The organism is Streptomyces roseofulvus, from assembly GCF_039534915.1.
Classification (GTDB): domain Bacteria; phylum Actinomycetota; class Actinomycetes; order Streptomycetales; family Streptomycetaceae; genus Streptomyces; species Streptomyces roseofulvus.
The window spans coordinates 7,769,883-7,793,918 of sequence record NZ_BAAAWE010000001.1; the positions used below are offsets into that span (position 1 = coordinate 7,769,883).

The window sequence follows — 24,036 nt, forward strand, 5'->3', positions numbered from 1 at the left end:
GCCCCGCTCGCTGCCTTTCCGGAATGCGCGGCGGCCTTAACTTTTCGATGTCCCCGAGGAATCGACTCAGGAACAGGAGAATTCCGATGACCACCAATCCTTTCGAGAACGCCGACGCCGCCTATCTGGTGCTCGTCAACCACGAGAACCAGCACTCCCTGTGGCCGGCCGACATCGAGGTCCCCGAGGGCTGGAACACCGTCCACGGCGCCGCCTCCCGGCAGAGCTGCCTCGACTACGTCGACGCCCACTGGACGGACATGCGCCCGGCGAGCCTGATCGCCGAGACCGCCGAGACCGCCGAGACCGCCGAGACCGCCGAGGTTGCCGAGACCGCCGAGGTCGCCGCGACCGCCGAGATGGCCGAGATCGCCGCGAGCTGACCGGGCCGGCCGCCCCGGCGCTCCCCTCCCGGCCCGCCCGCACCGCGCCGCCGTACCGCGCGATTTCCGCACCCCGCGCATCCCACAGCGCGAATTCCACAGCACGTGCAATTCCGCGCCCGTGGTGTCCACGCCCGCGTTTTCCACGCCCCGACCCCGCACCGACCGATGGAGATGATGAAGGTGTCCTTGGACTGCGTCCACGAGGTCTTCGAGGAGCAGGCGGCCCGGACCCCCGATGCCACCGCCGTGGTCTTCGAGGGGCGCGGCACCGCGTACGGCGAGCTGAACGCCCGGGCCAACCGGCTCGCCCGCCATCTGACCGCGCGGGGAGTGCGGCGCGGCGACACCGTCGGGGTGCTCCTGGAGCGGGACACCGAGCTGGTCGTGGCCGTTCTGGCCGTCCTGAAGGCCGGCGCCGGATACACCCTCCTCGACCCCGGGCTGCCCGCCGAACGCGTCCGCGCCGTCGCCTCCCTGGCCGGAACCGCCCACGTCGTCACCGCGGCCCGGTTCGCCGGCCACTGGGACGGTACGCCGGTGCTGCCCGTCCCCGTCGACGCGGAGGCGGACGCGATCGCCGCCCGGGACGCCGGCGACCCGGGGCGGGTCGCGGGGCCCGAGGACGTGGCCTGCGTGATGTTCACCTCGGGCTCCACGGGCGTGCCGAAGGGCGTGGTGGCGCCGCACCGGGCGATGACGGGGACGCTGACCGGCCAGGACTTCGTGGCCTTCGGCCCGGACGAGGTGTGGCTGCAGTGCGCGCCGGTGTCCTGGGACGCGTTCGCGCTGGAGCTGTTCGGCGCGCTGCTGCACGGCGGCACCTGCGTCCTGCAGCCCGGCACGCGCCCCGAGCCGGCCGTCATCGCCCGGCTGATCGCCGCCCACGGCGTCACGACCGTCCACGTCTCGGCGAGCCTGCTGAACTTCCTCCTGGACGAGTACCCGGGGTGCTTCGACGGCGTCCGGCAGCTGATGACGGGCGGCGAGCCGCTGTCCGTGCCGCACGTGGCCCGCGCCCTCGCCGCGTACCCGGGGCTGCGGCTGGTCAACGGGTACTCGCCCGTCGAATCCATGATCTTCACCTGCTGCCACACCATCGGCGAGCGGGACACCGAGCACGCCGCGATACCCGTCGGCTCCGTCCTCACCCACAAGCAGGTCCACGTCCTCGACGAGCGCCTGCGCCCGCTGCCGGCGGGCGCCGAGGGCGAGCTGTACATGGCCGGCGTCGGCCTGGCCCGGGGGTACGCGGGCCAGCCGGGCCTCACCGCCGAACGCTTCGTCGCCCACCCGTACGGCGCCCCCGGCGCGCGCCTCTACCGCACCGGCGACCTGGTCCGCAGGCGGCCCGACGGCGTCGTCGAGTTCGTCGGACGCGCCGACGGCCAGGTGAAGATCCGCGGGTTCCGTGTCGAACCGGGCGAGGTCCAGGCCGTCGTGATGACGCACCCGCACGTCCGGCAGGCCGCCGTCGTGGTCCGCGAGGACCACCCCGGCAGCAAGCGGCTCGTCGCCTACGCCGTCCTCGACGCGCCCGGCGCCGCCACCCCCGAGGAGCTGCGCGACCACGCGGCCGCCCGGCTGCCCGAGCACCTCGTGCCCTCCGCCGTCGTCGTCCTCGACGCCCTCCCGCTCACCCCGAACGGCAAGCTCGACCGCCAGGCCCTGCCCGCCCCGACCACCCGCACCGCGCCGGTCGGCCGCGCCCCCCGGACGCCCGCCGAGCACACCCTGTGCGGCCTCTTCGCCGACGTCCTCGGCCTGCACGAGGTCGGCGCGGACGAGAGCTTCCTGCTCCTCGGCGGCCACTCCCTCCTCGCCGCCCGCCTGATCAGCCGCGTCCGCCGCGCCTTCGGCGTCGAGATCGGCATCCGCGACCTCTTCGGGGCCCCCACCCCGGCCGCCCTCGCGGAGGTCCTCGACGGCGCCGAGGAGGCCCCGCCCGCGCTGCTCCCGGCCGCCCGGCCCGCCGAACTCCCGCTGTCCGCCGCCCAGCAGCGCATCTGGTTCCTCGACCAGGCCGAGGGCCGCGCGACCGGCCCGGAGCCGGCCGGCGGCGCCACGTACAACGTCCCCCTCGCCCTCCGGCTGCGCGGCGCCCTCGACGCCGACGCCCTCCGCTCGGCGATCGACGACCTGGCGGAGCGCCACGAGGCCCTGCGCACCCGCCACCCCGCGACCGACGGCCGGCCCCGCCAGGAGGTGCCCGCCGCCGGGGACGCCCGCGTGCCCTGGACCCACACGGCCCCCGGCCCGGCCGGCCTCCCCGACGCCCTCACCGCCGCCGCCCGCCAGGGCTTCGACCTCGCCACGCAGCCGCCGCTCCGGGCCCACCTGTTCGACGTCGTGCCGGGGGAGCACGTCCTGCTCCTCGTCGTGCACCACATCGCCTGCGACGGCTGGTCGCTGGCCCCGCTGGTCGCCGACCTGGCGACGGCCTACACGGCCCGCGCGGCGGGCGGCGCGCCGGAGTGGGCGCCGCTGCCCGTCCAGTACGCCGACTACACCCTCTGGCAGCGCGACCTCCTCGGCGACCCGGCCGACCCGGACAGCGTCCTCGCCCGGCAGCTCGCGCACTGGCGGCAGGCCCTCGCCGGACTCGGCGACGAGACCGCCCTCCCCACCGACCGTCCCCGCCCGCTCCACCCCTCGCACCGGGGCGGCGTCGTCCCCGTCGACCTCCCGGCCGGCCTGCACGCACGCCTCCTCGACCTCGCGCGCGGCGGCGACTGCACCCTCTTCATGGTGGTGCAGGCCGGCCTCGCCGCCCTGCTGACCCGGCTCGGCGCGGGCGACGACATCGCCCTCGGCACCCCGGTCGCCGGACGGTCGGACGAGGCCCTGGACGACCTGGTCGGCTTCTTCGCGAACACCCTCGTGCTGCGGACCGACACCTCCGGCGATCCCACGTTCCGCGAACTCCTCGCCCGGGTACGGGAGTCCGACCTCGCCGCGTACGCCCACCAGGACGTGCCCTTCGACCGGATCGTGGAGGAGCTGAACCCGGTCCGCTCGCCCGCCCGGCACCCGCTCTTCCAGGTGATGCTGGTCCTCCAGAACAACGCCGTCGCCACCCCGCGGCTGCCCGGCGTCGACCTCGTCGAGCAGCGCGTGCTCACCCTCGACGTCGCCAAGTTCGACCTCACCTTCGACGTCACCGAGGGCTACGACGCCGTCGGCCGCCCCACCGGCATCCGAGGCACGGTCCAGTACGCCGTCGACCTGTTCGACCGGGACAGCGCCGAGGCGCTGGTGGCGCGCCTGGTACGCCTCCTGGAGGCGGCCGCCGCCCGGCCCGACGTACCGATCGGGGACCTGGACGTGCTCACGGACGGGGAGCGGCGGCAGCTCCTCGGGGAGGGGACGGCCCCGGCGGCGTACGGGGTGCCCGCGCACGAGCTGTTCGAGCGGCAGGCTCTGGCCAGGTCCGGGGCGACGGCCCTGGTGTCCGGCGACGAGCGGATGACGTACGGCGAGCTGGAGCGCGCCGCGAACCGGCTGGCCCGGCACCTCGTCGGGCTCGGCGTGCGCCGCGGCGACACGGTCGGCGTGCTCCTGGAGCGCGAACCGCGGCTCGTCGTGGCCCTGCTGGCGGTGCTGAAGGCGGGCGCCGCCTACACCCTGCTCGACCCCGGCTTCCCCGGCGAGCGGCTGCGGGACGTCGTCGGACGCGCGGGACTCGCCCGCGTGGTCACGGCGGGGGAGCTCGGCGACGTGCTCGGCCCGGAGGTCCACCTGGTCCGGCTGGACGCGGCCCCGGACGCGGCACGCATCGCCGCCGAGGCCGGCACCGCGCCCGGGCGGCCGGTGGGACCCGAGGACGCGGCCTGCGTGATGTTCACCTCGGGCTCGACGGGCGTGCCGAAGGGCGTGGTGGCCCCGCACCGGGCCCTCACCGGCACCCTGACGGGCCAGGAGTACGTGGCCTTCGGCCCGGACCAGGTGTGGCTGCAGTCCGCGCCGATGTCCTGGGACGCCTTCGCCCTGGAGGTCTTCGGCCCGCTGCTGCACGGCGGCACCTGCGTCCTCCAGCCCGGCGGCAAGCCGGAACCCGCCGTGATCGCCGAGCTGATCGCCCGCCACCACGTCACCTCGGCCTACCTGTCGGCGAGCCTGCTGAACTTCCTGCTCGACGAGTACCCGGGCTGCTTCGCCGGGATGCGCCAGGTCATCGGCGGCGGCGAGGCCGCCTCGCCCGCCCACGCGGCCAAGGCGCTCGCGGAGTACCCGGGCCTGCGGCTGGTCAACGGCTACGGGCCGGTCGAGGCGATGATCTTCGTGTCGACCCACACCGTCACCCCGGAGGACACCCGCCACCCGGCGATCCCGATCGGCCGGCCGATCGCCCACGAGCGGATGTACGTCCTGGACGACCGGCTCCGCCCGGTCCCGACCGGCGTCGTCGGCGACCTCTACCTCACCGGCGCGGGGCTCGCCCACGGTTACCTGGGCCAGCCCGGCCTGACGGCGGAACGTTTCGTCGCCCACCCCCACGGCGCCCCGGGGGAGCGGGTCTACCGCACCGGCGACCTCGTCCGCCGACGCGCCGACGGCGTCCTGGAGTACGTCGGACGCGCCGACGGCCAGGTCAAGATCCGCGGCTTCCGCGTCGAACCCGGCGAGATCCAGGCCGTCCTGATGCGGCACCCGCACGTCCGCCAGGCCGCCGTCGTCGTCCGCGAGGACCGGCCCGGCGACAAGCGCCTCGCCGCCTACCTGGTCGCCGAGCCCGGCACCGTACTCGACCCTGACGACGCCCGCGCCCACACCACCGCCCACCTGCCCGAACACCTCAGGCCCGGCAGCTACACCCTGCTGGACGCCCTCCCGCTCACCCCGAACGGCAAGCTCGACCGCCGGGCCCTGCCCGCCCCCGCGCCCACCGCCTCCGCCGACGCCGGCGCGGAGCCGCGGACGCCCCGCGAGGCCGCCCTCGCCGAGCTCTTCGCCGGCGTCCTCGGCGTCGAACGCGTCGGCGTGCACGACAGCTTCTTCGACCTGGGCGGCCACTCGCTCCTCGCCGCCCGCCTGATCAGCCGCGTCCGCACCACGCTCGCCGCCCACGTCGGCATCGGCGAACTCTTCCACGCCCCCACCGTCGCCGCCCTCGCCGCCCACCTCGACGCCCACGGCACCGAAGCCGGCCACGCCGCCCGCCCGCCCCTGCTGCCGGCCCCGCGCCCCGACCGCGTCCCGCTCTCCTCCGCCCAGCAGCGCCTCTGGTTCCTCGACCAGGCCGAGGAACCCAGCGCCTCCTACCACGTCCCCCTCGCCCTCCGGATCCGCGGCCCCCTCGACACCGACGCGCTGCGCCAAGCCGTCCTGGACGTGACGGCCCGCCACGAGGCCCTGCGCACCGTCTTCCCCACCACGGACGGAGAGCCCCGGCAGCACGTCCTCGACAGCGACGACACCACCCTCGCCGCCGCCGTGTGGCACACGGCCGCCCGCTCCGAGCAGGAGCTGCCCCAGGCCCTCCGCGACGGCTCCGCCCACCGCTTCGACCTCGCCGCCGAGCCGCCGCTGCGCGCCACCCTGCTCACCGTCGCCGACGACGACCACGTCCTGCTCCTGGTGATGCACCACATCGCCGCCGACGGCTGGTCCCTCGCCCCGCTCACCCGGGACCTCACCACCGCCTACGCCGCCCGCCGCGCGGGCCGGACGCCGGAGTGGGCGCCGCTGCCCGTCCAGTACGCCGACCACACCCTCTGGCAGCGCGCGCTCCTCGGCGACGAGACCGATCCGGACAGCCTCGCCCGCCGCCAGCTCGACCACTGGCGCGAGGCCCTCGCCGGCGCCCCCGACGCGACGGCCCTCCCCACCGACCGGCCCCGGCCGCCCGTCGCGAGCCACCGCGGCGACAGCGTCCCCCTCAGCCTCGACGCCGGCCTGCACGGACGCCTCCTCGACCTCGCCCGGAGCGGCGACTCCACCCTCTTCATGGTGGTGCAGGCCGGCCTCGCCGCCCTGCTCACCCGCCTCGGCGCGGGCGACGACATCCCGCTGGGCACTCCGGTCGCCGGACGGTCGGACGAGGCCCTGGACGACCTCGTCGGCTTCTTCGTCAACACCCTGGTCCTGCGGACCGACACCTCGGGCGACCCCACTTTCCGCGAACTCCTGGCCCGCGTCCGGGAGTCCGACCTCGCCGCGTACGCCCACCAGGACGTGCCCTTCGACCGGATCGTGGAGGAGCTGAACCCGGTCCGCTCGCTCGCCCGGCACCCGCTCTTCCAGGTGATGCTGGCCCTCCAGGACGCCACCCCGGTCCCGGCCCTGCCGGGCTGCGCGGTGCGGGTCGCGCACCCGGACCGCCACAGCGCCAAGTTCGACCTCACCTTCGTCGCCGAACAGCACCACACCGAGGACGGCGCCCCCGCCGGCCTGACCGGGTTCCTGGAGTACGCCACCGACCTCTTCGACCGGACGACGGCCGAGGCGCTCGCCGCCCGCCTGGTCCGCCTCCTCACGGCGGCCGCGGCCGAGCCGGACCGCCGGATCGGCGACCTCGACGTCCTCTCCGCCGACGAGCGCACCACGCTCCTCGACACCTGGAACGCCACCGCCCCCGCCCACGCCCTCCCGCAGCCCGCGGGCGTCCACGAGCTCTTCGAGCGGCAGGCCGCCCGCACCCCCGACGCCACCGCCCTCGTCCTCCCGGACCGCACGATCGGCTACGCGGAGCTCAACGCCTCCGCGAACCGGCTCGCCCGCCACCTCCGCGCCCGGGGCACGCGCCGCGGCGACACCGTCGCCGTCCTCCTCGACCGGGACCTCGACCTCGTCGTCGCCGTCCTCGCCGTCCTCAAGGCGGGCGCCGGATACACCCTCCTCGACGCCGGATTCCCCGTCGAGCGGCTGCGGACCGTCGCCGACACCGCCGGGGCCCGGATCGTCGTCACCGCCGGCGAACCCGCCGACGGCTGGCGCCACGCCGCCGCCGACTTCGTACGCCTGGACACCGAGGCGGACGCGATCGCCGCCCTGGACGCCACCGACCTGGGACGGATCGCCGGGCCCGAGGACGTGGCCTGCGTGATGTTCACGTCGGGCTCCACCGGGGCGCCGAAGGGGGTCGTGGCGCCGCACCGGGCGATGGCGGGGACGCTGACGGGCCAGGACTTCGTGGCCTTCGGCCCGGACGAGGTGTGGCTGCAGTGCGCGCCGGTGTCCTGGGACGCGTTCGCGCTGGAGCTGTTCGGCGCGCTGCTGCACGGCGGCACCTGCGTCCTCCAGCCGGGACTCAAGCCCGAACCGTCGGTCATCGCCCGGCTCGTCGCGACCCACGGCGTGACGACCGTCCACGTCTCGGCGAGCCTGCTGAATTTCCTGCTCGACGAGTACCCGGGGTGCTTCGCGGGGGTGCGGCAGGTGATGACGGGTGGTGAGCCGTTGTCCGTGGCGCACGTCGCGAAGGCGCGGGCGGAGTATCCGGGGCTGCGGCTGGTGAACGGCTATTCGCCGGTCGAGTCGATGATCTTCACCTGCTGCCACACGGTGGAGGGCCGGGACACGACGGCTCCGTCGATCCCGGTGGGCCGGCCGATCGCCGGCAAGCGGGTGTACGTGCTGGACGAGCGGCTGCGGCCGGTCCCGGTCGGTGTGACGGGGGAGCTGTACATGGCCGGCGTCGGCCTCGCCCGCGGCTACGTGGGCCAGCCGGGCCTGACGGCGGAGCGGTTCGTCGCCCACCCGCACGGCACTCCGGGGGAGCGGGTCTACCGGACCGGCGACCTGGTGCGGTGGCGCGCGGACGGTGTGCTGGAGTTCCTGGGGCGTGCCGACGGGCAGGTGAAGATCCGCGGGTTCCGGGTCGAACCCGGCGAGGTCCAGGCGGTGTTGATGGCCCACGGGACCGTTCGCCAGGCCGCCGTCGTCGTCCGCGAGGACCGGCCCGGCGACAAGCGCCTCGTCGCGTACGCCGTCCTCGACGCGCCCGGCGCCGCCACCCCCGAGGAGCTGCGCGACCACGCGGCCGAGCGGCTGCCCGAGCACCTCGTGCCCTCCGCCGTCGTCGTCCTGGACGCCCTCCCGCTCACCCCGAACGGAAAGCTCGACCGCCAGGCCCTGCCCGCCCCCGACACCACCGCACCCGCCGGCGGCCGCGCCCCGCGCACCCCGCGCGAGGAGGTCCTCTGCGGCCTCTTCGCCCAGGTCCTCGGCGTCGCGGACGTCGGCGTGGACGACGACTTCTTCCACCTCGGCGGCCACTCCCTGCTCGCCGCCCGCCTCACCGGCCGCATCCGCACCGCCCTCGGCGTCGAGGCCGGCGTCCGCGACCTCTTCCAGGCGCCCACCGTCGCCGCGCTCGCCCGCCGCCTCGACGGCGCCGCGTCCGCCCGGCCGGCCCTGCGCCCCGCCGCCCGCCCCGCGGAACTGCCGCTCTCCTACGCCCAGCAGCGCCTCTGGTTCCTCGACACCGCGCAGGGCGCCACCGGCGGCACCGCCTACAACCTCACCTTCGCCGCCCGTCTCGACGGCACCGTCGACCCCGACGTCCTGCGGGCCGCGCTCGCCGACCTCGCCGGCCGCCACGAGCCCCTCCGCACCCGCTTCCCGGCCGTCGACGGCCTGCCCCACCAGTCCGTCGTCCCGGCCGCCGACGCCCGCCCCGACCTGACCGTCACCGACCACCCGCACACCCCCGACGAGCTGACCGCCGCCCTCCGGGCCGCCGCCGCCCACCGCTTCGACCTGGCCGGCGAACTCCCGCTCCGGGCCCACCTCCTCACCGCCGACACCGGCGACCACGTGCTGCTCCTGGTGATGCACCACATCGCCGCCGACGGCTGGTCCATGACCCCGCTCCTGCGCGACCTGGCCGCCGCCTACGCCGCCCGCGCCGCCGGGGACGAACCCTCCTGGGCGCCGCTGCCGGTCCAGTACGCCGACTACACCCTCTGGCAGCGCGACCTCCTCGGCGACGACACCGACCCGGACAGCCTCCTCGCCCGCCAGCTCGACCACTGGCGCGGCGCCCTCGCCGGCCTGCCCGACGCCCTGCCCATGCCCACCGACCGGCCCCGCGCCGGCGACACCCGAGGCGACGGCGCCGTCCTGCCCGTGCGGTTCGGGCCCGCGCTCCACCAGGGGCTGCGCGACCTCGCCCGGGAGACCCACTCCACCCTCTTCATGGTCGTGCAGGCCGGCCTCGCCGCCCTGCTGACCCGGCTCGGCGCCGGCAGTGACATCCCGCTCGGTACGGCCGTCGCGGGCCGTACCGACGAGGCCCTGGACGACCTGGTCGGCTTCTTCGTCAACACGCTCGTCCTGCGGACCGACACCTCCGGCGACCCCACCTTCCGCGAGCTCGTCGCCCGCGTCCGGGAGACCGACCTCGCCGCCTACGCCCACCAGGACGTGCCCTTCGAGCGGCTGGTCGAGGAGCTGAACCCGGTCCGCTCGCTCACCCGGCACCCGCTCTTCCAGGTGATGCTCGTCCTCCAGAACACCGAGGAGACCGACGTACGCCTCGGCGACGCCACCGCCCGCCCCGAACCGGTCACCAACACCTCCGCCAAGTTCGACCTCTCCCTCGCCCTCGCCGAGACCCACGACGAGGCCGGCGCCCCCGCCGGACTCGACGGCGGCCTCGAATACGCCACCGACCTCTTCGACCCCGCCACCGCGCGCACCCTCCTCACCCGCCTCGAACGCCTGCTGCACGCCGCCGTCACCGACCCCGACCGCCCCCTCGGCACCCTCGACCTCCTCTCCGCCGACGAACGCCACACCACCCTCACCACCTGGAACGACACCGCCGCCCCCTACCCGCACGACCGCCCCCTGCACGAACTCTTCGCCGACCAGGTCGCCCGCGCCCCCCACGCCACCGCCCTGATCTCCGGGGACGAGCGGATCGGCTACGGCGAACTCGACGCCCGCGCCAACCGCCTCGCCCACCACCTCATCGCCCTCGGCGTCGGCCACGGCGACGTCGTCGGCGTCCTCGTCACCCGCGGCCCCGACCTCGTCACCGGCATCCTCGCCGCCCTCAAGTGCGGCGCCGCGTACGTCCCCCTGGACCCGGACCACCCCGAGGACCGGCTCCGCTCCATCGTCGAGGAGGCCGGCGTCCGCACCGCCGTCACCCACGGCGCGCTCGCCGCCCTGCTGCCGCCGGACCTCACCCTGGTCCGCGCCGACGCGCCCGCCGACCGCGCCCTGATCGACGCCCGCCCCGCCACCGCCCCCGCCGTGCGGGTCCTCGCCGACGACCTCGCCTGCGTCCTCTTCACCTCCGGCTCCACCGGCCGCCCCAAGGGCGTCGCCTCCCCGCACCGCGCCACCGTCCGCACCTTCTTCGGCCAGGAGTACGCGGCCTTCGGCCCGGACGAGGTGTGGCTCCAGTGCGCCCCCGTCTCCTGGGACGGCCTCACCCTGGAGCTCTGGCCCGCCCTCCTGCACGGCGGCACCTGCGTCCTCGCCCCCGGCCAGAGCCCCGACCCCGGCGTGATCGCCGACCTCGTCGCCGCGCACGACATCACCACCGTCTGGCTCTCCGCCGGCCTCTTCGCCGTCATCGCCGACACCCGCCCCGAGGTCTTCCGCACCCTGCGCCAGGTCATGACCGGCGGCGAAGCGCCCTCCCTCGCCCATCTCCAGCGCGTCCGCCGGGACTTCCCGCACCTGCGGATCGTCCACGGCTACGGCCCCGTCGAGTCGATGGTCTTCACCAACTGCCACCAGGTCACCGCCGCCGACACCGCGGGCGCCACCGTCCCCGTCGGCCGCCCCCTCGCCCACACCCAGGTGTACGTCCTCGACGCCCGCCTCCAGCCCGTCCCCGCCGGAGTCACCGGCGAGCTGTACGTCTCCGGCGACGGCCTCGCCCACGGCTACCGCCACCGCCCGGCCCTCACCGCCGAACGGTTCGTCGCCCACCCCCACGGACCGCGCGGCGCCCGCGCGTACCGCACCGGCGACCTCGCCCGCTGGCGCGCCGACGGCACCCTGGAGATCGCCGGCCGCGCCGACGGCCAGGTCAAGGTGCGCGGCTTCCGGATCGAACCGGGCGAGATCGAGGCCGTCGCCGGCCGCCACCCCGGCGTCACCCACACCGCCGTCGTCGTCCGCGAGGACCGCCCCGGCGACCGGCACATCGTCGCCTACGTCGTCGGCGACGCCGACCCCGCCGCCCTCCGCGACCACCTCGCCCGCACCCTGCCCCCCCACATGGTGCCGTCCGCCATCGTCCCCCTGGACGCCCTGCCCCTCACCCCCAACGGCAAGCTCGACCGACGCGCCCTGCCCGCCCCCGACTTCACCGCCGGCGCCGCCCACCGCGCCCCCCGCACCCCGCGCGAGGAGATCCTCTGCGGACTCTTCGCCGACCTCCTCGGCCTCCCCGAGACCGGCATCGACGACGACTTCTTCGCCCGCGGCGGCCACTCCCTCCTCGCCGCCCGCCTCGCCGTCCGCATCCGCGCCGCCCTCGGCGCGGAACTCACCCTCCGCGACCTCTTCGAGGCCCCGACCGTGGCCGCCCTCGCCGAACGCCTCGACGCCGCCGCCCCCGCCCGGCCCGCCCTGCTCCCCGCCACCCGGCCCGCCGCCCTGCCGCTCTCCCCGGCCCAGCGCCGCCTCTGGTTCCTCGACCGGGCCGAGAACGGCGCCGCCGCCTACAACGTCGCCCATGCCCTGCACCTCGACGGCCCGCCCGACCCCACGGCCCTCGCCGCCGCGCTCGCCGACGTCACCCGGCGGCACGAGGCCCTCCGCACCGTCTTCCACGAGGAACGCGGCGAAGTCCACCAGCGGATCCTGCCCCCCGACCGGGCACGCCCCGACCTCCCCGTCACCCCCACCCGACCGGCCGACCTGCCCGCCGTCCTCTCCGCCCACGCCGCCCGCCCCTTCGACCTCGCGACCGAACCACCCCTCCGCGCCCACCTGTTCACGACCTCGGCGGAGGAGTCCGTCCTGCTCCTCGTCGTGCACCACATCGCCTGCGACGGCTGGTCGATGGCGCCGCTCGTCCGGGACCTGACCGAGGCGCACGCGGCCCGCACCGAGGGCCGCGCACCGGAGTGGGCGCCGCTGCCCGTCCAGTACGCCGACTACACCCTCTGGCAGCGCGACCTGCTCGGCGACGCCACCGACCCCGGCAGCCTCCTCGCCCGGCAGACCGCGCACTGGAAGGCGGCCCTCGCCGGCCTCCCCGACACCCTCGCCCTGCCCACGGACCGGCCCCGGCCGCCCGCCGCCACCCACCGCGGCGACACCGTCCCCGTCCACCTCGACGCCGACCTCCACCGGCACCTGCTGACGCTCGCCCGCACCTCCGGCGGCACCCTCTTCATGGTCCTCCAGGCGGGCCTGGCGACCCTCCTGACCCGGCTCGGCGCCGGCACCGACATCCCGCTGGGCACCCCGGTCGCCGGACGGTCGGACGAGGCCCTGGACGACCTGGTCGGCTTCTTCGTCAACACGCTGGTGCTGCGCACCGACACCTCCGGCGACCCGACGTTCCGGGAGCTGATCGCCCGGGTGCGGGAGACCGACCTCGCCGCCCACGCCCACCAGGACGTCCCCTTCGAGCACCTGGTCGAGGAGCTGAACCCGGCCAGGTCGCTCGCCCGGCACCCGCTCTTCCAGGTGATGCTCGTCCTCCAGAACAACGCCGAGGCCGCGCCCCGAGCCCTCGGCGGCAGCCCCCGGCTCGCCTCCGTGCTCAACGGCACCGCCAAGTTCGACCTCACCGCCGCCTTCACCGAGAACCACGCCGACGACGGCACCCCGTCCGGCATCACCGGAGCCCTCGAATACGCCGTCGACCTCTTCGACCGGGACAGCGCCGAGGCCCTGGCGGCGCGGCTGCTCCGGCTCCTGGCGGCGGCCGCGGCCGACCCGGACGCCCGCATCGGGGACCTGGAGCTGCTGGACGCGGGGGAGCGGCGGCTGCTCCTGGAGAAGCACAACGCCACCGCCCGCCCCCACCCGTACACCGACGCCCCCGTGCACGAGCTGTTCGCGCGGCGGGCCGCCCGAACCCCCGAGGCGACGGCCCTGGCCTCCGGCGACGCACGGGTGTCGTACGGGCGACTCGACCGGGACGCCAACCGGCTGGCCCACCACCTCCTCGCCCGGGGCGTACGGCGCGGCGACACGGTCGGCGTCCTCCTGGAGCGCGAGCCGGGCCTGGTCACGGCGGTGCTCGCGGTGCTGAAGGCCGGGGCCGCGTACACGCTCCTCGACCCCGGATTCCCGGCGGAACGCCTGCGGGAGACGACGGCCCGGGCCGGCGTCACGACGCTCGTCACGGCCGGCACGCTCGCCGACGACCTCGGCGGCGGGCTCGTACCGCTCCGGCTCGACGCCGAAGCCGAGGCGATCGCCGCCCGCCCGGACACCGCCCCCGGACCGATCGCGGGACCCGAGGACGCCGCCTGCGTGATGTTCACCTCGGGCTCGACGGGCGTGCCGAAGGGCGTGGTGGCCCCGCACCGGGCCCTCACCGGCACCCTGACGGGCCAGGAGTACGTGGCCTTCGGCCCGGACGAGGTGTGGCTGCAGTGCGCACCGGTGTCCTGGGACGCCTTCGCCCTGGAGGTCTTCGGCCCGCTGCTGCACGGCGGCACCTGCGTCCTCCAGCCGGGACTCAAGCCCGAACCGTCGGTCATCGCCCGGCTCGTCGCGACCCACGGCGTGACGACCGTCCACGTCTCGGCGAGCCTGCTGAACTTCCTGCTCGACGAGTACCCGGGGTGCTTCGCGGGGGTGCGGCAGGTGATGACGGGTGGTGAGCCGTTGTCCGTGGCGCACGTCGCGAAGGCGCGGGCGGAGTATCCGGGGCTGCGGCTGGTGAACGGCTATTCGCCGGTCGAGTCGATGATCTTCACGTGCTGCCACACGGTGGAGGGCCGGGACACGACGGCTCCGTCGATCCCGGTGGGCCGGCCGATCGCCGGCAAGCGGGTGTACGTGCTGGACGAGCGGCTGCGGCCGGTCCCGGTCGGTGTGACCGGGGAGCTGTACATGGCCGGCGTCGGCCTCGCCCGCGGCTACGTGGGCCAGCCGGGCCTGACGGCGGAACGGTTCGTCGCCCACCCGCACGGCACTCCGGGGGAGCGGGTCTACCGGACCGGCGACCTGGTGCGGTGGCGCGCGGACGGTGTGCTGGAGTTCCTGGGGCGTGCCGACGGGCAGGTGAAGATCCGCGGGTTCCGGGTCGAACCCGGCGAGGTCCAGGCGGTGTTGATGGCCCACGGGACCGTCCGCCAGGCCGCCGTCGTCGTCCGCGAGGACCGGCCCGGCGACAAGCGCCTCGCCGCCTACCTGGTCGCCGAGCCCGGCACCGTACTCGACCCTGACGACGTCCGCTCCCACGCGGCCGGCCGGCTCCCCGAGCACCTCCGGCCCAGCAGCTACACCGTCCTGGACGCGCTCCCGCTCACCCCGAACGGCAAGCTCGACCGCCAGGCCCTGCCCGCCCCCGCCACCACCGCCCCCGCCGGCGGACGGGCCCCGCGCACCGCGCAGGAGAAGCTCCTCTGCGACCTCTTCGCCGAGGTCCTCGGCGCCGAGCACGTGAGCGCGGACGCCGACTTCTTCCACCTCGGCGGCCACTCGCTCCTCGTCACCCGCCTGATCAGCCGCGTCCGCGCGGTGTGCGACACCGAACTGTCCATCAAGACCGTGTTCGAAGCGCCCACGCCGGCCGCCCTGGCCGAGCGTCTGGACGGCGCCGAGAAGGCCAGGCCCGCCCTGCGGCGCCGGTCCCGCTCCTGAGGAGAATCCATGATCCCGTTGTCGTACGCCCAGCAGCGGCTGTGGTTCCTCAGCCGCACCCAGCCGAACCCCAGCTACAACATCCCCCTCGCGCTCCGCCTGCGCGGCACCCTCCACCCCGGCGCCCTGCGCCGCGCGCTGGACGACGTGCTCGGCCGGCACGAGGCGCTGCGCACCCGCTTCCCCGAGTCCGGGGACGGCACACCCCGGCAGGAGATCCTGCCCGCCGAACAGGCCCCGATCGCCTGGGAGTCGGTCACCACCGGACCGGAGGGCGTCGACGCCGCGCTGGCCGGCGCCGCCCGGCACGTCTTCGACCTCACCACCGAACTCCCGCTCCGCGCCACCCTGTTCACCGTCGCCCCCGACCACCACGTGCTCCTCCTCGTCTGCCACCACATCGCCGCCGACGGCTGGTCCCTCGGCCCGCTCGTCCGGGACCTGGCCGCCGCCTACACGGCCCGCGCCGCCGGCCGGGAACCCGTCTGGCCCGAACTCCCGGTGCAGTACGCGGACTACACGCTGTGGCAGCAGGACGTCCTCGGCCGCGAGGACGACCCGGAGAGCGTCGCCTCCCGCCAGCTCGGCCACTGGCGCCAGGCCCTCGCGGACCTCCCCGAGGAACTGCTCCTGCCCGCCGACCGGCCCCGCCCCGCCGTCCCCAGCCACCGCGGCGACGCGGTGCCGCTGGCCCTGGGCGCCGACGCGCACCGGCAGGTCGTCGAGCTGGCCCGGTCGTGCGGGGCGACCGTGTTCATGGTGTGCCAGGCGGCCCTGGCCGGCCTGTTCACCCGGCTCGGCGCGGGGACCGACATCCCGCTGGGCACCCCCGTCGCCGGCCGCACCGACGAAGCCCTCGACGAACTCGTCGGCTTCTTCCTCAACACGCTCGTGCTGCGCACGGACACCTCCGGCGACCCGACCTTCCGTGCCCTGGTGCGCCGCGTCCGCGCCACGGACCTGGAGGCGTTCGCGCACCAGGACCTGCCGTTCGAGCGGCTCGTGGAGGAGCTGAACCCGGCCCGGTCGCTCGCCCGGCACCCCCTCTTCCAGGTGATGCTCGTCCAGAAGGACGCGAGCGGCCCCGGCGGCTCCCCGGCACACTGGCCGGGGCTCGACGTCGACACCCTCCCCGTCGGCACAGGAACGGCCAAGTTCGACCTGACCGTGGGCATCGAGGAGCGGTACGACCCCGAGGGCCGCCCCGCCGGGCTCGACTGGACCCTCGGCTACGCCTCCGACCTCTTCGACCACGCCACCGTGGAGCTGCTGGCCCGGCGCCTGTCCGTCCTCCTCACCGCCCTCGCCGGAGACCCCGACCGGACCCTCGGCTCCGTCGACCTCCTCACCGACGAGGAACGGCGCCGGCTGCTCCCCGCCCCGGAGGACCGCCGCCCGGCGCCGTCACCCGGACGCGTCGACCGGCTCTTCGAGGCCCAGGCCGCCCGCACCCCCGAGGCGACCGCCGTCCTCTTCGAGGACGAGCGGATCACGTACGCCGCACTCGACGCCCAGGCCACCCGGCTCGCCCACCGCCTCCACGCCCACGGGGTGCGCGCCGGGGACATCGTCGCCGTTCACCTGGAACGCGGCCCCGACCTCGTCCGCGCCCTGCTCGCCGTGCTCAAGGCCGGCGCCGCCTACACCCTGCTCGACCCGGACTTCCCCGCCGAACGGCTCACCGCCGTCCTCGCCCGGACCCGGGCCGCCGCCGTCGTCACGGCCGGGGACGTACCGGAGTGGCTCGCCGCCACCGGGATCCCGCCGATCCACCCGGAGGCCCCGTCCACCGCCGGGCCCGCCCCGCACGCCGCCGGCCCCCTCGCCCGCCCCGACAGCGCCGAGGCACCCGCCTGCGTCATGTTCACCTCCGGCTCCACCGGCGTCCCCAAGGGCGTGGTGGCCCCGCACCGGGCGCTCACCGGCACCCTCACCGGCCAGGAGTACGCCCCCTTCGGCGCCGGCGAGACCTGGCTCCAGGCCGCGCCCATGTCCTGGGACGCCTTCGCCACCGAACTCCTCGGCCCCCTCCTCAACGGCGGCCGCGTCGTCCTCCAGCCGGGGCAGCGCCCCGAACCGGACGCCATGGCCGCCCTCGTCGCCCGGCACGGCGTCACCGTCCTCAAGGCGTCGGCGAGCCTCTTCAACCACCTCCTCGACGAACACCCCGAGGCGTTCGCCGGCCTCCACGCCGCCATGACCGGCGGCGAGGCCGCCTCCGCCGCCCACGCCGCCCAGGTCCTCGACCGCTTCCCCCACGTCCGCGTCACCAACGGGTACGGGCCCGCCGAGAGCATGGGCTTCACCACCACCCACACCATCACCGCCGCCGACCTGACGGGCGCGCCCATCCCCATCGGCACCCCCGTCCACGGCAAGCACGCCCTCGTCCTCGACGACCGGCTCCGGCCGGTGCCGCCCGGCGTGCCGGGGGAGCTGTACCTCTCCGGCACCGGACTCGCCCTCGGCTACCTCCACCACCCCTCGGCCACCGCCGAACGGTTCGTCGCCCACCCTCACGGCGCCCCGGGCGAGCGCGCCTACCGCACCGGCGACCTCGTGCGCCGCCGCTCCGACGGCGTCCTCGAATACCTCGGCCGCGCCGACGACCAGGTCAAGATCCGCGGCTTCCGCGTCGAGCCCGCCGAGATCGAGACCCACCTCACCGCCCACCCCGACGTCCGCCAGGCCGCCGTCGTGGTCCGGGAGGACCGCCCCGGCGACCGGCGCCTCGTCGCGTACGTCGTCCCCGTCCGCCCCGGCACCACCCCGGCCGGGCTGCGCGCCCACACCGCCGGCCGCGTTCCCGACCACCTGGTGCCGTCCGCGTTCGTCGCCCTGGACGCCCTGCCCCTCACCCCCAACGGCAAGCTGGACCGACGCGCCCTGCCCGCCCCCGACGTCACCGCCGGCGCCGCCCACCGCGCCCCCCGCACCCCGCGCGAGGAGATCCTCTGCGGACTCTTCGCCGACCTCCTCGGCCTCCCCGAGACCGGCATCGACGACGACTTCTTCGCCCGCGGCGGCCACTCCCTCCTCGCCGCCCGGCTGATCACCCGCGTGCGGGCCGCCCTCGGCGTCGAGATGACCGTCCGCGACCTGTTCCAGGCGCCGACCCCCGCCGGTCTCGCCGTCCGCCTCGACTCCGCCGCCCTGGCCCGGCGCCCCCTGCGCCCTGCACCCCGCCCCGAGGCGCCGCCGCTCTCCTTCGCGCAGCAACGCCTCTGGTTCTTCAGCCGGGTGGAGCGGAGCCCCCTCTACAACGTGCCCTTCGCCCTCCGGCTGCGCGGCCCCCTGGACCGCCGCGCGCTCCACGACGCGCTCGCCGACGCCGTGCGCCGCCACGAAGCGCTCCGCACCCGCTTCCCCGAGTCCGACTCCGGCCCCTGGCAGGACGTGCTGCCGCACGAGGCGGCCGAGGTGCCCTGGGAGTTCGCCCCCACCGACGCGGACCGGCTGACCGACGACCTCAGCGCCTTCGCCCGCCGGCCCTTCGACCTGACCACCGGACTGCCGCTGCGCGCCGCCCTGTTCACGCTCGGCGACGACGACCACGTCCTCCTGCTCGTCCTCCACCACATCGTCTGCGACGGCTGGTCCATGGGCGCCCTCGCCCGCGAGGTCGCCGACGGGTACACGGCCCGCGCCGCCGGCCGGGACGCCGTACGCCCCGAACTGCCCGTGCAGTACGCGGACTACACGCTGTGGCAGCAGGACGTCCTCGGCCGCGCCGACGACCCGGACAGCCTCGCCGCCCGCCAGCTCGCGCACTGGAAGGACACCCTCGCGGACCTCCCCGAGGAGCTGGCCCTGCCCGCCGACCGCTCCCGTCCCGCCGTACCGAGCCACCGCGGCGACGCGGTGCCGCTGGCGCTGGACGCCGAGGTCCACGGCCGGGTGGTCGAGCTGGCCCGGTCGTGCGGGGCGACCGTGTTCATGGTGTGCCAGGCCGCGCTCGCCGGCCTGTTCACCCGGCTCGGCGCGGGGACCGACATCCCGCTGGGCACCCCCGTGGCCGGCCGCACCGACGAGGCCCTGGACGAGCTCGTCGGCTTCTTCGTCAACACGCTCGTGCTGCGCACGGACACCTCCGGCGACCCGACCTTCCGCGCCCTGGTGCGCCGCGTCCGCGCCACGGACCTGGCGGCGTTCGCGCACCAGGACCTGCCGTTCGAGCGACTCGTGGAGGAGCTGAACCCGGCCCGGTCCCTCGCCCGCCACCCCCTCTTCCAGGTCCTCCTGGTGAAGAAGGACCCCACCGCCTCCGGCCGGGCCGAGGCCATGCGCGGCCTCACCACCGAGGTCGTCCCCGTCGGCACCTGGGTCGCCAAGTTCGACCTGACCGTCGGCATCGAGGAGCGGTACGACCCCGAGGGCCGGCCCGCCGGGCTCGACTGGACGCTCGGCTACGCCTCCGACCTCTTCGACCACGCCACCGTGGAGCTGCTGGCCCGGCGCCTGTCCGTCCTCCTCGCCGCCCTCGCGGGAGACCCCGACCGGACCCTCGGCTCCGTCGACCTCCTCACCGGCGCGGAGCACGACCGGATCAGGCACGACTGGAACGCCACCACCACCCCCGTCACCCCCACCACCCTGCCCCGGCTCTTCGCCGACCAGGCCCGCCGCACCCCCGACGCCACCGCCGTCCTCTTCGAGGACGAGCGGATCACGTACGCCGCACTCGACGCCCGCGCCGACCACCTCGCCCGGCACCTCGTCGCCCACGGCGCCGGCCCCGAACGCGTCGTCGCCGTCGCCCTGCCCCGCTCGGTCGAACTCCTCGTCGCCCTGTACGCCGTGCACAAGGCCGGCGCCGCCTATCTGCCCATCGACCCCGACTACCCCCGCGACCGCGTCGCCCACATGCTCGACGACGCGGCCCCCGCCTTCGTCCTCACCCCCGACCTCACCGCCCGGCTCGAAGCCGCCCCCGCGCCCGCCGCCGTCCACGCGCTCCCCGAGGCCCGGCCCGACCACCCCGCCTACGTCATCTACACCTCCGGCTCCACCGGCCGCCCCAAGGGCGTCGTCGTCACCCACGCCGCCATCGTGAACCGGCTGGCCTGGATGCAGCACGCCTACGGCCTCGAACCCGGCGAGCGGGTGCTCCAGAAGACCCCGTCCAGCTTCGACGTCTCCGTCTGGGAGTTCTTCTGGCCGCTGATCACCGGCGCCACCCTGGTCGTCGTCCGGCCCGAGGGCCACAAGGACCCCGACCACCTCGCCGGCCTCATCCGGCGGCACTCCGTCACCACCGTCCACTTCGTGCCCTCGATGCTGGAGGCCTTCCTCGCCGCCACCGACGTCACCGCCTGCCGCTCCCTGCGCCGCGTCATCTGCAGCGGCGAGGCCCTGCCCACCGCCCTCGCCGAACGGTTCGCCGCCGCGAGCACGGCGGAGCTGCACAACCTCTACGGGCCGACCGAGGCCGCCGTCGACGTCACCAGCCACCGCTTCGACCCCGCCGACGCGGCCACCGGCTCACCGGCCGCCTCCGCCGGCGTCCCCATCGGGCGCCCCGTCTGGAACACCGGCGTCCACGTCCTGGACGCCGCGCTCCGCCCCGTGCCGCCCGGCGTGACCGGCGAGCTGTACCTCTCCGGCGTCCAGCTCGCCCGCGGCTACCTCGGCCGCCCCGGCCTCACCGCCGAACGCTTCACCGCCGCCCCCTTCGGACCGCCCGGCGCCCGGATGTACCGCACCGGCGACCTCGCCCGATGGCGCGCCGACGGCGCCGTCGAATTCCTCGGCCGCGCCGACGACCAGGTGAAGCTCCGCGGCTTCCGCATCGAACTCGGCGAGATCACCGCCGCGTTGACCCGCCACCCCGACGTCCGTCAGGCCGCCGTCGTGGTCCGCGAGGACCGGCCCGGCGACCGGCGCCTCGTCGCGTACGTCGTCGGCGCCGGGAACGGCACGACGGCGGCGGACGACGGGGACGGCGGCAGCGGGACGACGGCGACGGCGGACGGGCACAGCGCCGGCGGGAGGGCCGCGACGGTCGGCGGGGACGGTACCGGCGCACTGCGCGACCACCTCGCCCGGGCCCTGCCCGCCCACATGGTCCCGAGCCTGTTCGTCCGGCTCGACGCGCTGCCCCTCAGCCCCAGCGGCAAGCTCGACCGCCGCCGGCTGCCCCGGCCCGCCCTCGCCGACACCACCGGCGCACGACGGCCGCGGGACAGCCGCGAGGAGACGCTGTGCGGGCTGTTCGCCGAGGTGCTCGGCGTGGAGACCGTCGGCATCGACGACGGCTTCTTCGACCTCGGCGGCCACTCCCTGCTCGCCACCCGCCTCATCACCGGCATCCGCCGCGCCTTCGGCGTCGACCTCGGCATCCAGGCCCTCTTCGAGGCCCCCACCGTCGCCGGCCTCGCCCCCCGCCTCGACCGCACCGGCCCCGCCCCGGCGGCACGGACCGGCACCTCGCTCGCCTCCCCGCTGGCGCTGCGCCCGCGCGGCGCCAGCACCCGGGCCGCCCCCCTCTTCTGCGTCCACCCCGCGGCCGGGATCAGCTGGGTGTACGCCGGTCTGCTCCGCCACCTCGGACCCGAGCGGCCGGTGTACGGCCTCCAGGCCCGCGGCCTCACCCCGCCGGACCTGCCGGCGGCCGGGCTCGACGCGATGGTCAAGGACTACCTCGCCCAGCTCCGCGCGGTGCAGCCCGAAGGCCCGTACCACCTGCTCGGCTGGTCCTTCGGCGGACTCGTCGCCCACGCGCTGGCGACCCGGCTGCGCGCCGAGGGCCAGGAGGTCGCCCTCCTGGCCGTCATGGACGGCTACCCGCACCGCCCCGCCGACGCCACCGCGACCGGCGACCGCGCCGGGGCGGCCGCCGAACCCGGCGGCGCCACGCCCGCGCCGCCGTCCTGGCGGGCCGGCGGCCCGCCGCCCGCCGACTGCCCGACGACGCTCGCGGCCCTGCTGGCCTCCCTCGGCCTCCCGGTCCCCGACGAGCCCCTGACCTTCGCCCGGTTCGAGCGGGCCGTCCGCCAGGACGGCGGACCGCTCGTCCACTTCACCGGCGACGAACTCGCGGCGCTCGCCGAGGTGTTCTCCACCAACGTCCGGCTGCGCCACGACTTCGTCCCCGAACGCTTCGACGGCGACCTGCTGTTCTTCGCCGCCACCGAAGGCCGCACCGGACACCGGCCGGACCCGCGGGACTGGCAGCCGTACGTCGCCGGCCGGATCGACGTCCACGACGTGCCCTGCACCCACGGCGCCATGACCCGGCCCGACCCGCTCGCCCGCATCGCCGGCGCGCTCGCCGACCGGCTCACCCCGCCGGCGCACTGATCCACCGACCACCCGTCCCTCCCGTTCCTCCCCACCCAGGAGACCTCCATGCGGACCGACACCACCCCGCCCGCCGCCCCGACGACCACCCCCGCCTCCACCGAGGACCGGGTGCGCCACTACTACGACCTCGTCGACGCCGGCGACGTCCCCGGCCTCGTCGGCCTGTTCACCCCGGACGCCGTCTACCACCGCCCCGGCTACCCGCCGTTCGACGGCCACGAGGGCCTCACCCGCTTCTACGGCGGCACCCGGGTCATCCGCACCGGCCGCCACACCCTCACCACGATCGTCGCCGACGGCTCCGACATCGCCGTCCACGGCGAGTTCCACGGCGAGCTCCACGACGGCACCACGGTCGGACTGCGCTTCGCCGACTTCTTCCGGGTCGCCGACGACGGCCGCTTCGGCCGCCGCGACACCTTCTTCTTCGCACCGCTCGTCTGACCGGCCCGAGCCGGAACCCCGCCACCCCCCGTCGACCCGTAAGGAACCCGCCATGACGCTCACCTTCGACCACGACTCCGCCGCCGCGTCCGCGCCCCGGCCCGTCCGCGCCCCCGGTCACGGCGACGCCTTCACCGACCACATGTACACGCTCTCCTGGAACGCCACCGACGGCTGGCACAAGCCCGAGCTGGGCCGGCTCCAGCCGCTCACCCTGCACCCGGGGACGATCGGCCTGCACTACGCCCAGGTCATCTTCGAGGGGCTGAAGGCCCACCGCCAGGCCGACGGCGGCGTCGCCGTCTTCCGGCCGTGGGACCACGCCCGCCGCTTCCAGCGCTCCGCCCGCCGGCTGGCCATGCCGGAACTGCCCGAGGACGTCTTCGTCGACTCCATCGAGCAGGTGCTGCGGGCCGACCAGGGCCTGCTCTCCGACGACCCGAGCCACAGCATCTACCTGCGGCCGATGATGTTCGGCGCGGACGCCAACCTGATGCTCCGCCCCTCCCACACGTACGAGTACCTGATGATGGCGTTCGTCGCGGGCGGCTTCTTCGGCAAGGCCATGGAGACCGTGTCCGTGTGGATCAGCCACGAGCACAGCCGCGCCATCCCGGGCGGCACCGGCAACGTCAAGTGCGCCGGGAACTACTCGGGTTCGTTCGTCGCCCAGCTCCAGGCCCAGGAGGCCGGCTGCCAGCAGGTCGTCTGGCTGGACCCGCTGGAGCGCACCTGGATCGAGGAGATGGGCGGCATGAACATGTTCTTCGTGCGCGGCTCGGGTCCCGGGGCCGAGATCGTCACCCCCGCCCTCAGCGGTTCGCTGCTGCCGGGCGTCACCCGCGACACGCTCCTCGCCATCGCCGAGAGCATGGGCTACGTCCCCCGGGAGGAGAGGATCTCGCTGGAGCAGTGGCGGCGGGAGTGCGCGCAGGGCCGCATCACCGAGGTGTTCGCGTCCGGCACCGCCGCCGTCGTCACCCCCGTCGGCCACGTCAAGGACCGGGACGGCGACTGGACGATCGGCGACGGCGAGCCCGGCCCGGTCACGCTCGCGATGCGCGAGGCCCTGGTGAACCTCCACCACGGCACCGCCCCCGACCCGAAGGGCTGGCTCCACCGCATCTCCTGACACCCCGCGGCCGGCGCCGCCCCCGCCGCCCGTCCCGGG

At 75.9% G+C, this 24,036-nt stretch carries 4 protein-coding genes and 1 pseudogene; all 5 read left to right on the plus strand.

Annotated features, from left to right (window positions below; translation table 11 throughout):
• Positions 1-86 precede the first annotated feature (86 nt).
• Positions 87-281: pseudogene (locus ABFY03_RS35815) on the plus strand (MbtH family protein); the annotation flags it as partial.
• Between the two features lie 285 nt (positions 282-566).
• Positions 567-15,119 carry a non-ribosomal peptide synthetase gene (locus ABFY03_RS35820; protein ID WP_346171958.1) on the plus strand — a complete coding sequence of 4,851 codons (14,553 nt, stop codon included), beginning with the start codon at positions 567-569 and terminating at the stop codon, positions 15,117-15,119.
• 9 nt (positions 15,120-15,128) lie between these two features.
• The gene (locus ABFY03_RS35825; RefSeq protein WP_346171959.1) at positions 15,129-22,418 is read left to right on the plus strand and encodes an amino acid adenylation domain-containing protein; all 7,290 of its coding nucleotides are present in this window, start codon (positions 15,129-15,131) and stop codon (positions 22,416-22,418) included.
• A gap of 48 nt (positions 22,419-22,466) precedes the next feature.
• Positions 22,467-22,865 (plus strand): nuclear transport factor 2 family protein, encoded by a 399-nt coding sequence (locus tag ABFY03_RS35830; RefSeq protein ID WP_346171960.1) that lies wholly within the window; start codon positions 22,467-22,469, stop codon positions 22,863-22,865.
• Positions 22,866-22,917: 52 nt separating this feature from the next.
• A complete protein-coding gene (locus ABFY03_RS35835) occupies positions 22,918-23,997 on the plus strand; it encodes a branched-chain amino acid aminotransferase (protein WP_346171961.1) in 1,080 nt (359 codons plus the stop codon).
• Positions 23,998-24,036 lie beyond the last annotated feature (39 nt).

Bases quoted from the DNA above. Each gene is read 5' to 3' on its own strand.
- ABFY03_RS35825 (WP_346171959.1), top strand. From the start codon at position 15,129: ATGATCCCGTTGTCGTACGCCCAGCAGCGGCTGTGGTTCCTCAGCCGC.
- ABFY03_RS35835 (WP_346171961.1), top strand. From the start codon at position 22,918: ATGACGCTCACCTTCGACCACGACTCCGCCGCCGCGTCCGCGCCCCGG.
- ABFY03_RS35830 (WP_346171960.1), top strand. From the start codon at position 22,467: ATGCGGACCGACACCACCCCGCCCGCCGCCCCGACGACCACCCCCGCC.